Origin of the sequence: Streptomyces mangrovisoli (genome assembly GCF_000974985.2) — a bacterium.
In the GTDB taxonomy this organism is placed as follows: domain Bacteria; phylum Actinomycetota; class Actinomycetes; order Streptomycetales; family Streptomycetaceae; genus Streptomyces; species Streptomyces mangrovisoli.
Genome location: NZ_LAVA02000097.1, coordinates 1 through 12766, shown reverse-complemented (window position 1 = coordinate 12766; position 12766 = coordinate 1). Strand labels below are relative to the sequence as shown.

Here is a 12766-nt window from a genome sequence, read left to right as displayed (position 1 = left end):
AGTCCGTCCGCCCGCGCCCGTCTTCTTCACCTCCACACGTAGGGATGAACCGATCGCATGCTGGTGAGCGTGACCAGAGTGGGGCCGTCACGGCACTCACTGACCAAGACCGTCGCCGTGACCGGCGCCGAGGCCGGCGCGGTGCTCGGCGGCGCCCGGCTGCCCCTGCCGCCCGGCTCCCTCGGCGCGCCGGAGATCGTGCCCGACGCTCCCGGCCCCGGCCTGCTCACCGTCCGCTGCCCGGACGCCTGGCTCGGCACGTCCGCCGCGCGTGACGAGACGTACGGGTACCTCGCCGACGTGCTGGCGGCGCTCGCCGACTCGGCGCGCTCGCTGCGCGCGACACTGCACGCTCCGGGCGTCCAGCTCGATGCCAACGGCCCGCGGCCCGCGCTGGCCGACGACCCGCACGCGATGTGCACGGTCGACGACGCCGAGCAGGAGGTGCTCGTGAACCTCCTGCGCCGGCACAGCCCGACACTGATCGCGCTCACCGGCCGGGTCCGGGTCGGCGGGCCCGCCGACCGGGCCGGCTCGCGGCGCCTGCTGGAGTCCCGCGAGCACCTGGCCACCCGGTACCTCGCCGCGCCCGGCGCCCGCTACCTGGAGCACCACCGCGGCGAACTGCGCCGCCGGGAGGGCATCTCCGACCTGCTGCGCATGGACGTGGCCCCGGTCGTGGGCCGACCCGGCGTCGCTGCGGAGGTGGTGATCCGGTGCGTCGACGCCCAGGTCTCCCTGGCGGACCTGCGGGCCCAGGCGCTGCTGCTCGACGCCCTCGCCCTCAAGGCGCGCCGGATGGCCGCTCGCGGCCTGCGGGAGACGGACGTCGCGCAGCGCGTCATCGACACCGACCGCACCCGCGCGGTGGCCGAGGGGCTGCGCGCCCAGTTCGTCAAGCCGGGCGGGCGCGACGTCGGTGCCGACGGCGGCGGGAGCGGGGGTGTCTCGGCCCGGCTCGCCGGGCGCCGCCTGCTGCGTGAACTGGTGCCCGAACTCACCCTGCTTGAGGCGAGCGCGCTCGAACTGCTGCCGCTGCTTGCTCCGTTGGAGCTGCCCGATCTCGGGCTGCGCCCGCTTCGGACCCAGGACCTGCTCGGCCGCGCGGCCGCAGGGCGCCCTGGCGAACTGCGCGACTGCGCCGAGGCGCAGCTGTGCGACCCGAGTCCGGGTGGAGCACTGCGCGAGGCGTTGCGCGAGACGTCGCCTGGCCGGCTCGAACTGCTCCTCGCCAACTGGGACGCGTTCCTGGCGGGCGGCGTCGTGCCCACCGACCTCCCGGCCGCGGACAGCCGTCCGCGCCGAGGCGACCACAACAACCGCGGTGGGCGCGGCGGTCAGGGCGACCGGAGTGGCCAACGGGCGCAGAACCGCAAGGGCGGTGGAGCTCCGGGCGGCCGCAACGGCAACGGCGGCGAGAACCGCGGCAGCAGCAACGGCGGCGGCAGCAACCGCGGCAACGGCAGCCCGCTCAATCGCGGCAACAGCAACAGCAACAGCACGGGCCGCAATGACAACCGTGGCGACAACGGCAGCGGCGTCAGCAACAGCCGTAGCGACAAAGGTCGTAGCGACAACGGTCGTAGCGACGACGGTCGTAACGGCAACCGCGGCGGCAGTGGCGGCACCCGTGGCGGCGGGAGCGCCGACGGGCAGCAGCAGCGCCGGCGCCCCGGCCGTCCGGCCGACCGCACGGATCGGAGGGATTCCTGATGAGCAACTCCCGGCCGGCACAGATCGAGGCCGTCCTCGACCTGCGCGAGTGGAGCGTCCCGCTGAACGGCCCGGACGACCTGCGGGCTCTGTGGGCCGCGTTGGAACCCCAGTTCCACGGCGTCCCACTTGCCGGGCACCGGTCGCACACCTGGCGTGCCGCGGCCGGCGCGATCACCCTCGAGGTCGTCCGGGCCGACCCCGCCGTCCTGGCGGCCGGCCCGGACACCACCGTCAGCCTGGTCGCCATCCGCGAAGCACCCTGGCACGGCCGCACCTGCCGCGCCTGCGAGAGCGGCGGGGAGAGCGGTGTTGGACAGGGTGTCCACCGCTGCGACACCTGCGCGAACCTCGGTCTCGACGCCGACGTCTGCGCCGCGCATGCGGTCCTCGTCGAGGGCACCTTCGCCGTGTCCTGCCCCGAACACCGTCCGTCCTGCCGGGAGGAGGGGTGCGGCTCGGCGGCCACGTTCTGGTGCTCCGGGAGCCGCTGCCGCTCCCGGACGGCGTGGTGCGACACCCACCGCGTACGGCACCCCCAGGACCCCGACACCGCGTACTGCCCCGCCTGCTACCGCCTGGCGTTCCCCGTCTGCGAGCACCCGGGCTGTGCCGCCGCCGGCACCGTGACCTGCGACTGGCACGATCAGAGCGGCCGGCCGTGCGATGCCCAGGCATGTACCCGGCACGCTCGCCGCTGGCAGGTGTTCGGCCCGAAGGAGATCGGCCTCGGCCTGTGCCGGACCCACGACGCCGTCCAGGGCCGAGCCCCGATGGAACTGCTCCATCAGATCTGCGTCGGCGCCGCCCGCAAGCGGCACGGCCGCATGCCCTCGCTCCAGGCGTTCGCGCACACCTTGCGCAACTGCGGACACCGCGCCCTCGCCGTCGACTACCCGGGCATCCGTTCCGTCCTGGACGCCGTACGGACCCGGGCCGACGCGAGCGGTGTCCGCGGCCTCGGCCCGGGCATGGACAAGGCGGCGTCCGGCTGGCACAAGGAGCTCAGCCGGCTCCACGGCAACAGCGTCGCCGGCGCCGAACTGCTGGACAGGCTCAAGAGGTTGGTGCTCCTGGGCGACCAGCGCTTCGGCGGGCAGATCGCCGCCGAACTGCGCCTGGAGGAGTACAAGCCGGCCTTCACCGCGGGCGGCAAGGCGCACCCCGGCAGGCTCTGGGTGCTCCTCCCGCAGGACCTGCGCGGTCTCTTCTCCGGCAAGGCGAGGGCCCGAGCGATCGCCTACGAGCGGGAACTGGGCGTGGAGATCAAACTGGCGGACAACAACACGGGTAAGGGAAGACGATGAGCACGCCGTCACTGAGCGAGCGGACCCACCGGCTGTTCCCGGCGGGGCCCGCGGACGGCCCGCTGCGCGGCCAGTCGGTCGGGGTGAACCCCGCGGACCTTCCGCACGGAACCGGCGCCACGGGCACCCCTGCCCTGCTCGTCGTCGACTCCGACATCGAGGAGATCGCCCTTCCCGTCAGGCTGGTGCCGCTGCGTGAAGTGCCCCAGGGCGTACTGGCGGTGGGCGACGAGACCTGCGCCGGGATCGGACTGGAGGCCTCCTATGCACCGGCGAGCTGGCGCATCGAGCACCCGCCGCTGGTCGCACTGGACGAACTCCACCTGGAATCGGCGGGCGAGAGCGGCCTGGACGAAGCGGCCGAGGCGCTGGAGCGGTCCGACCTCGTCGGCCGGCTGCTGTGGATCCCCGAGCGGGACAGCCAGGAAGTCGGCATCCGCGCCGACGGCACCCCTTACCGGGTCAGGCATCACGACGCGGGCGGCCGTACCGCCGTGCTGGCCGAGATCGGGCAGCACACCCACACCGAGGTGTTCGTCTCCGGCGCCAACACCGGCGTCGACATGGTGGTGCTCGCCGACTGCAGCACCTCCATGCTGGTCCCCGACATCCCGGCGCTGCCCGGCGGGGGACAGGGACTCTCCGAGGACCCCGTCGGATACGGCTGGAACGTCTCCGGGCCCAAGGAACAGCGGGTCGAGGTACTGCGCAGGGCGCTGCACCATCTCGTCGCCGAGCGGCGCCGACTGCGCGGCCGTACCTCACGCATCGCGCTGTTGGAGTTCACCAGGACCACGAAGCAGGTCTTCCCCCACAGCGGCATGGCCGAGTTCGACGCCGACTCCCCGCGCACGGTCGTGTCGGACTTCGAGAGGGCCATCAACGCCATCTATCCGCTCACGGGGCAGGGCACCCACATCGGAACCGCGCTGCACGAAGCGTCGGATCTGCTGCGCCGGTACGGCAAACCGGGCAACGAGCAACTGATCGTCCTCGTCAGCGACGGCGGGGACTGGGTGCAGCCGGGCGCGGAGACCACGGGTGAGGTGGCGGACGCCTATGAGAACCCCGTCCTGCTGATGGAACACCTCCACCGGGCCCTGGGGGTGCGGGTCCACACTGTCGGCATCAGCACGCCCGAGCTGTTCCGGCACTGGCTCGCCCAAGGCAACCCGGACGGCCCGGGACTGTCGCCCGACCACGACCTGCTCAAGGAGATCAGCCGGGTCGGCGGCGGCGACGCCGCCGTCATGGGCGGACTCGACGTGATCGTCCGCGAGTTCGCCGAACTGGGCGCCGGCACCGCGCGCCGCATCCGTCCCGGTGAGGGGTGTGCCGTCGGCGGCCCGCTGTCCCGGGACACCACCGACGCGCTGCGCCGGATCGGCGAGCAGGCGGCCGCCCCGGCGACCCCGCACGCGACCGGAGGCGACGCATCGGCGCGGGCCGTCGACGTGGCGTCGCCCCAGCGTCTGCGGGACCGGATCTTCGAGGCACACGGACTCGTCAACGCCGAGGCCCGCAGGATCTTCCGCAAGCCGCTGCTCGCGGTCGAACACCTCAAGAAGGACGTGCAGCGCTCCGTCCTGCAAGGTGAGGTACACGGCAGACAGTGGTTCATCAGCGACCTGACCAGCACATCCTTCACCCCCGACCTCACCGGGATACCGTCGCCGTCGGCGCAGCTGCGCCGGCCGCTCACCGCGCTCACCTCCTTCCTGGACGAACTGCGCTGTGCCGCGCCCGAGAAGCAGGCCGACGGCGGCTGGCGCGCCGGACAGGCCGACCGGCTGGCGGGACTGCTGGAGGACCTCGCCGAGCACCTGACCCGGGCACCCGAGGCGGCGCCGCTCACGTCCGGCGCCAACGAGGTGGCCGCCGACCTCGCGTACACCCCGACCCTGGCGGATCCCGCGCCCGCCCGGGTCGCGGTGGCGGCGCCACTCCCGGCACCGGCGCTCCCGGCACAGCACGCGCGGCTTCGTGCCGCGGAGGAGACCGCGATACCGATCGCCGGCAGCGAACCGCGGGCCACGCCCGCCCCGGAGCCGCCTCCGCCTGCCCCGCCTGTGTCGCCGACCGACCCGTTCCGTGACCTCGGCTACTGGGGTCCCGCATGAACGAGCCCGTCTGGCAGCCGGGCCAGACCCTGGGACCGTGGGAACGACCCGACGAGTTCCGGCTGGTCGAACACATCGCCAGCGGCGGCGAAGGGGAGTTGTGGAAGGCGGTCCGCCAGAACCGGTACGGTCACGAACAGTTCCACGCGGTCAAGGTGCTTCACTCGAAGTTCTGCGCGACCGAGGAGGACCTGCGGGCGTGGACCGCACGCTGGAACGACAGCTTCCACGACGTGCTGCAGATCCACCATGTCAGGGGACTGGTCCGCTCCGACGTGGTGGAGGGGCCGCAGCCGCACCCTGAAGGACGGCCCGCCAAGGACCGCGGGCTGTACCTGATCGGCGCCTGGGCGAACGACGCCTCCCGCCTGGACGACTGGGCGCGCGACTGCACGGCTTCTCCGGCGGAGCGGCTGCGGGTGCTGGTGGGTCTGTGCGAGATCGTCGACGACCTCCACCGGGAAGGGTGGGTGCACCGCGACATCTCCGCCGGAAACGTCATGGTCGACTCGGCCGGCAACGTGCTGCTGATCGACCTGACGTTCCTGTGGCGCCTGAACCGCGCGATCACCGTGCCGATCGCCACCGCCGGGTACGCGGACGCCGAGGCCAAGGGGGCGCTGCCGACCACCGGGAAGGACCGGCGGGCTGTGGGCGTGCTCGCCCGGGTCCTGCTACTGCCCCATCAGTCGATCCATCCGGACGAGGAGCTCAGCGACGTCGCCGCCGCGGCGCCGGGCCGGCTCGCCGGGGCGGGCTATTCGGACGCCGTGATCGACTGCCTGATGGAGGTCCTCGGGGAGCAGGGAGGCACGCGTGCCCGGCCGCTGACCGAGTGGGGCCGGAGGCTGGTGGACCTGGTCGGGGCGGAACCGGACCGTCGTCAGACCTGCCTGGCGATCGCCGTGGACGCCCACGACCGTCCGGTCGCCGTCACCGGCGGCGACACGGGACTGCGCTGGTACGTCTCCGCCGGGGCGGAGGGCTCCCCCGCGGACCCGCTGCCCGCACAGCCCGGCGGGCCGCGCACCGCCCGCGACCTGGCCCTGGTCCGCGACGGCCTCGGGCGGCTGGTGGCGGCCGCGGTCGACGACGCAGGCGTGCTGTGGGCCGGCACCGCTTCCGACAACGACGACAACGACGACGGCGGCGCATGGCGGCCCCACCTGGCCGAGGGCGCGCGGGGCGTCGCGGCCCTGGTCTCCCCGCGGGGTGAGACGCTGCTCTGGACGGCGACCCCGGGCGGCCTTGCCCTGCTCACGCTGTCCGCCGAGGGCTACGCGCCGCGGGGGCACACGGTGCCGACAGCGCCGGGCTCCCGGGTGCTCGGCGCGACCTGGGACGCCCACGGTCTGCCTGCGGTACTGGTCACCGGCGCTGACGGGGTCTGGCACTGGACGTGGCCGCCCGGCGCCGCCGAACCGCACCGCGCGCAGGTCTGCCGGGTGCCCGCGGTGGACGGCTCCCTCGCGCTCAACCGCAGCTGGGGCGAGCTGGAGGCGTGGGTGCTCGGCGAGGACGGCGTCGAGTACCACCTGACACGGCATCACTCCGGATCGGCCTGGGTGGTGTTGAACGACCGTACGGCGACGGGCGGGTGCACGACGCTGCACAGCGTCCACCAGGGCATCGTCCGCGTCCATGCCGGTCCGGCCGGGGTGACGCTGACGATGGACAGCTCCGCCCCCCGGGTCGAGCAGGACCTGGACACCGGCGAGGCCGGGCCTCTCGCGCTGCACCAAGCCCGCGACGGCGCTGTCCAGGTGGCAGCCGTGGTCGACGGCGAACCGCGCTGCTGGACGGAGAGCTGGTCCCAGGACTGGGTGCGGGTGGAACTGCGCGCCCTGTGAACCACCGCCTAACTGCACGCCCTGTGAACCACCGCCCAGTGTGCGCCGTCCCTGGAGGTGTACCGACGCTGCGCCGACAGGGTTCATTCGGCCTGCGGCCGTCAGGCCGTTTCCTCGGCGGGATGTTCCTCGGTGCTGCGCGAGTTGGTGAGGCTCAGCGCGCCGCCGGCCGCGATCAGGCCGACGAGGACCGCCAGGAGGCCGTAGATGATCCGTTCGCCGTGGAAGAAGGAGGCGACGAGGTCGCCGTTCCAGGTGCCGGCGGGGAGCTGGGTGGTGACCAGCGCGGCGATCAGGGTGCCGACGATGGCGGTGCCGATGCTGGAGCCGACCTCCTGGGCGGTGTCGTTGAGGGCGGCGCCGATGGAGGTGCGGTTGCTCGGCATGGCGTCGACGAGTGCGACCGCGCAGATCGTCATCACGGTGCGCAGGCCCACGGTCATGAGCACCATGCAGACGGCGATGGCGGCGTAGCCGTGGTCCACGCCCCAGGCGAGGCCGGCCAGTGAGCCGGCCAGGCAGGCCGCGCCCACCAGGCAGGCGATGCGGTGGCCGAACCGGCGCGCGAGCCACTCGGACAGGGGAGTCGCGGCGAGCATCGTCACGATGATCGGCAGGTTGGCGAGGCCGGCCCGCACCGGGCTCCACCCGTAGGCGTACTGGAAGTGGAGGATCAGCCCGAACATCACGCTGGCCATCGCGATCGACGTGCCGGTCTGCGCGAGGGTGGCGCCGCGGACGGTCCCGTTGGAGAAGAGGCGCAGGTCCAGCATGGGCGCCGCGCTGCGGCGCTCGTGCCGTACGAACGCGATCGCGGCCGCGACGGCGCCGATGGCCGACGCGAGGGTGGCCGCGGAGAGCCAGCCGTGGTCGACGCCGCTGGTCATCGCGTAGCAGGCGAGCCCGATGGTGGTGATGCTCAGGGCGGCGCCCGGCAGGTCGAGGGCGTCCTTGGTGAGGTCCTCGGGCCGGTCGGCCGGGACGCCGAGCCGGACGCCGATGCAGGCGATCAGCGCGATCGGGGCGTTCACGACCAGCAGCCATTCCCAGCGCACGTGGGCCAGCGCGGTGCCGCCGAGCAGCGGTCCGAGCACGAAGCCGGACATGCCGACGACGATCATCACCGTCATGGCGCGCATGCGCAGGGCCGCGTCGTCGAAGAGGCGGAAGACCAGCGAGTTCGTGATCGGGGCCATCGCGGCGGCGGCGATGCCGAGCACGGCCCGCAGGGCTATGAGCTCGCCTGCCGTGCTGACGAGGACGACGCACAGGCTCACCGAGCCGAACACCGCGAGTCCGGTCAGCAGAACGCGACGGCGGCCGAGCCGGTCGGCCATCGACCCAGCGGTCAGCAGCAGGCCGCCGAACGTGAGCGAGTACGCCCCCGTGACCCATTGCAGCGCGGTGGTCCCGCTGCCGAGGTCGCGGCCGATGGTGGGCAGGGCGATCGACAGCAGCGTGTTGTCGACCATCTCGACGAAAAAGGCCAGGCACAGGGCGGCCAGAGGGATCCACGCCGCGCGCAAGGACGGGTAGGTGCGTGGTGAGGAGGTTTGAAGCGTGGCGGTGGTCATGGCAACAGGTCCTTCCTATCGAACGCCGTACGGGTATCGAACAGCGTACGATGCGATACGATAGAACAACGTTCGGTACGACGCAAACAGCGAGGTGACGGAAGCCATGACAGGCCTGCAGAGCCGCTCCGGAGCGGGACGCCGACGGGCTTCGCACTCGATGGAGTCCGTACTGACCGAGGCGGTGGCCCTGCTCGACGAGGCCGGGGCGCCGGCGCTCACCTTCCGGGCGCTCGCGCAGCGCCTCGGCGGCGGCGTCGCCAGCATCTACTGGTACGTGGCGAGCAAGGAGGAGCTCCTCGACCGCGCCACCGACCACGTGATGGGCGCCGTACTGTCCGACGTCGAGCGGCTACCGGGCAGCGACGACCCGATCGACGACCTGCGCGCGATGGCCGTGACACTGTTCGGCGCGATCGTGCGCCGGCCCTGGCTCGGCGCCTACTTCATGCGCAACGTCGACGTCCAGGGCAACTCCCTGCGCCTGTACGAGAAGCTCGGCCGGCAGACCCTGCGCCTGAACCTCACCGCGCACCAGCGCTTCCATGCCGTCTCCGCGGTCGTGGGGGTCGTCGTCGGCTCCGCCGTCGACATGGGCCAGGAACCGCCGCAGGAGATCCTCGACGGGGCGGCGACCCGCGAGGAATTCCTCGGCCGCTTCGCCGAGGCCTGGCGTGAACTCGACCCCGAGGACTTCCCGTTCGTGCACGAGATCGTCGACGAGTTCGACGGCCACGACGACGTCGACCAGTTCCGCTCCGCGCTGGACCTGACGCTGGCGGGGCTGCGGCTGCAGGCCGGTGCCTGAACTCGGCGCTCGCCGTCGCCGGGTGCAGGACCGGTGAGGTCGCGGGTGGGCGATGGGTGCCGGGCCGCTGTCATGGTGCGCCTGCGTCGCTCGCCGTGCCCGCGTCGGCGATGCCGGCTCCGGCGGGACATCGCGCGTGGCGACCCAGTCGTCAGCCACGCGATCCGGTACCCGGGTGGTGCCCTCTGCGGCAATACGGCTCTGGCGTTCCTCCGGCGCAAGAGGCGCTGCTTCCGCCGTGGCGCTGCGGTATCGGAGGAACCGCCCCTGGCCGGGCGGGCGGCGTCCATACGGTTCCAAGAACTGCCGAGCCCCCGCGGTTGATCGTGAACGAGCGTCGTGTGGACCGTGAACCGCGTCGCGTGTAGTGGTCGGGGCGCGGTGAGACTCGCACCAGGCCATGGTCTGACTCGCGGCGCCGTCGAGCCATGAGCAGGTCTGGGCGGATCGGGGCCGGAAGGACGGTCGCGCCCCGTGACGGGCTGCAGTCGGCCCGGATCCAGGTGTATGGGGGCAATTCTAGATTTCCGGCATTCTCGTATATTGTCGCTGCCGTCTACATGTGTCCGGTATCCGTACGGCAGCCGCAAGCGCTGCACGGATGCATTCCAGCCATCCTGCGGTGCGGGATCGCGAGGGAAATTTCATCTCGCACCGAGTTGCGGAGATAATGTGAATGGCTGCTTCACGTAATCTCCCCGAAGTTGCGGGTGGGCTGTCTCCTTGAATGGGCCATCCATCCCCGCTCGACGCCGGAGGCGCGGGCTGCTGCCCATGGGGACGGCAACCTCCTTCGGTCGCGATCATTGCGGTCGCCAAGGGTTCTTGATCACCGTGGTGACCGGGGACCGGAAGTCTGCTTAATATGCTCGTCGCGCTCTCAGTGATCTTGTTGGCCCGGGTCGGCCGAGGTGTCCGGCCCGCTGGTGAGGAGGAACCGGACCCGTCATGCCGTCACGCCTGAAGACCGCGGGAGAGCTGCTCCTGCCCGCCCCCGTCCGTGAGCGCCGGGAGCGGGAGCGCCAGGAGCGGCGTCGGAGGGCCGTGGCGCAGGCGGCCGAGGCGAAGCGAACGGCGGCCGAGCGGGATCGGGCCGCCAGGACCGCGGCCCGTCGCGGGAAGCTGCTGCAGGACGACGCCGCCCTGGCAGAGGTCCAGGCCGGAGGCGGCACCTACGTCGGCCGCAGGGTCACGGCGTTCACGGCCGCCGCGGCGTCGGCCCGCAACCTGTCCTTGGTCGCGGACGCCCTGGAGCACGCGGGCGTGGAGTATTTCCTCGTACCCGGCCGCTCGCCGCTGCGCCATGTGGTCGGCATTCGCCTGCGAGACCGCAAGGCGCTGCTGGACGCCATGCGAGAGCTGTACGGGTCGACCGCGCTCTACGCGATGAGGCCCGGCAAGGAGGCGTGGCCCGCCGGGGCCGCGCTGTACGCGGACGGCGCCCTGCCCGCCGCCCTCAAGCGCGGCGGGACCATCCGCTTCGCCGAGATCCTGCTCGGCCCCGCGGACCAGGTGCTCGCGGGCTTCTCTCAGGGCTGCGACGTGGAGTTCTGGCAAGAGGGGGACGAGCTCCTCGCCGCGCAGGAACGCGGCGAGGAGCGTGCCGCCGAACGCATAGCCACCCTCCACACCCAGGCCCCGCCCGCGGTGCTCGCCGGGGCTCTGGTCGCCCCGCGTGCCAACGCCGTATCCGACGTCGTGCCCGCCTCCGGGCTTGAGCCGGCCGCCCGCGAGATAGCCGGGCGCACGTACCCCACCTGGGCAGATTTCCACCAGCCCGTCATCGGCACGGTCGACTTCCCGGTCGACGTCGTCTACACCTGGGTCGACGGCGACGACCCCGTGCACGCCGCCAAGCGGCAGGAGCATCGCGGCCGCGGGGCGGCGGCCGCCCCCCGCATCCACGCCCGCGAAACCGGCGCCTCCCGCTACACCAGCCACGACGAACTGAAGTACTCCCTGCGTTCCTTGCAGATGTACGCCCCGTTCGTGCGCAATGTCTACATCGTGACCGACGGCCAGACCCCCCACTGGCTCGACATCCACGCCTCCGGCATCCAGGTCGTCGACCACAAGGACATCTTCGACGACCCCACCGCCCTGCCGGTGTTCAATTCCCACGCCATAGGCACCCGGCTCCACCACATCGAGGGCCTGTCGGAGCACTACCTCTACTTCAATGACGACGTCTTCCTCGGCCGCCCCGTGACCGCCGGTCACTTCTTCTACGGCAACGGCGTCGCCAAGCTCCCCTTCTCGCCCTTCCAACTGGGCCTGGGCGCCCCGCATCCGGACGAGCCCGCGCCGAACGCGGCCGGCAAGAACGTGCGGCGCCTCCTGCTCGACGAGCACGGGCAGTTCACCGTGAACAAGTTCATGCACACGCCACACCCGCAGATCCGGTCCGTCATGCGGGACATCGAGGAGCGGTTCACGGAGGACGTCGCACGCACCAGCCGCTCCCGCTTCCGTGCCACCACCGACATCGCCATGGGCGCCTCCCTGCACCACCACCACGCCTACCTCACCGGCCGCGCCGTGCCGGGGAGGTTCAAGCTGCGCTACATCGACGTGGCCCGTCCCGAGGCCGCAGACCGCATGGCCGAGCTGTCGGCGAGCCGCGGGTTCGACTTCTTCTGCCTCAACGACGTCAACACCCCCGCGGAACAGCAGGAGAAGGTCGCTGCCGAGCTCCACGCCTTCCTGGAGGCGTACTTTCCCTTCCCCAGCCGCTACGAGCGGACCACGGCTCACCCCGCTGTCTGAACACACGGTCATGGGCCGACCCATGACCTGATCGCCCCCGCGCACCGGCGCGCCCTGTTCCACGACGCTCGCGACGCCGTTGGCGGTTGTGCGGGACACTCCGGCCGAACATCGGCTCGCCTCACCCCCGGACCGGAAGTGGCGCCGCACCGCGAGGAGGCGACAATTACCGGCCATTTTGGCCAGTTCAATGAGGTATCGCCGAAGGGTGATCGGTCTACGCAGACGGCTCATGGCGGCCGGACTGCGCGCGCGTATTTTCCGTGAGGCGGAAATGCCTACGCAAAGGTCCCTTCCGGCGTAACGCTGACGCGCGGGACTCTAGCACCCACCAAGCTGATGATCAAGAAAAAGGCCTGCCTGGGCAGGCAGATCTCGCCTCCCGACGGTGATCATTTTGTCCGTGTTGGGGATGTGTGAATACTGACCGGCTTCTTGGTTCCCATACGGTCAAGATGACGGAAGATGGCCTCTTTCTTGCCTTTTCGTGTTGCGAAATCAAAGAGTAAAGCGCTCTTGACGATCTTTATTAACCTCGTATTTAGTCTCTCCTTACGTGATTCATGGGTTCGCCTAGTCGGCGTGCCCGAAAAACAACTAGCCTCGATCTTGCATGACGGCCCGCCAA

Annotated in this window: 7 protein-coding genes; 6 read left to right on the top strand and 1 reads right to left on the bottom strand. The window is 71.6% G+C overall.

Features of this window, described 5'->3' with window-relative positions:
* Positions 1–69: 69 nt before the first annotated feature.
* From WN71_RS32530 to WN71_RS32515, 4 genes are read left to right on the top strand one after another with little or no spacing between them, the layout of a single operon-like run.
* Entirely contained in the window at positions 70–1713 is a 1644-nt protein-coding gene (locus WN71_RS32530) for a hypothetical protein (RefSeq protein WP_143074898.1), read from the top strand.
* Complete coding sequence (locus WN71_RS32525; RefSeq protein ID WP_046592270.1) at positions 1713–3020, top strand: hypothetical protein; 1308 nt, start codon at positions 1713–1715, stop codon at positions 3018–3020. Before WN71_RS32530 ends, WN71_RS32525 begins: the two co-directional genes overlap by 1 nt.
* On the top strand, positions 3017–5140 hold the full coding sequence (locus WN71_RS32520; RefSeq protein ID WP_046592269.1) for a vWA domain-containing protein: 2124 nt from the start codon (positions 3017–3019) through the stop codon (positions 5138–5140). Before WN71_RS32525 ends, WN71_RS32520 begins: the two co-directional genes overlap by 4 nt.
* Positions 5137–6990 carry a serine/threonine-protein kinase gene (locus WN71_RS32515; RefSeq protein ID WP_046592268.1) on the top strand — a complete coding sequence of 618 codons (1854 nt, stop codon included), beginning with the start codon at positions 5137–5139 and terminating at the stop codon, positions 6988–6990. The genes WN71_RS32520 and WN71_RS32515 overlap by 4 nt, the downstream gene beginning before the upstream one ends.
* 101 nt (positions 6991–7091) lie before the next feature.
* On the opposite strand, the gene WN71_RS32510 is transcribed toward WN71_RS32515, so the two are convergent.
* Positions 7092–8564, bottom strand: coding sequence for an MFS transporter (locus WN71_RS32510; protein ID WP_046592267.1), 1473 nt, complete (start codon positions 8562–8564; stop codon positions 7092–7094).
* 160 nt (positions 8565–8724) lie between these two features.
* Here WN71_RS32510 and WN71_RS32505 point away from each other — a divergent pair, with 160 nt between their 5' ends.
* Both WN71_RS32505 and WN71_RS32500 read left to right on the top strand, forming a co-directional pair.
* The gene (locus tag WN71_RS32505; RefSeq protein WP_046592266.1) at positions 8725–9372 is read left to right on the top strand and encodes a TetR/AcrR family transcriptional regulator; all 648 of its coding nucleotides are present in this window, start codon (positions 8725–8727) and stop codon (positions 9370–9372) included.
* 948 nt (positions 9373–10320) lie between these two features.
* Entirely contained in the window at positions 10321–12138 is a 1818-nt protein-coding gene (locus WN71_RS32500) for a stealth family protein (RefSeq protein ID WP_052743227.1), read from the top strand.
* Positions 12139–12766 lie beyond the last annotated feature (628 nt).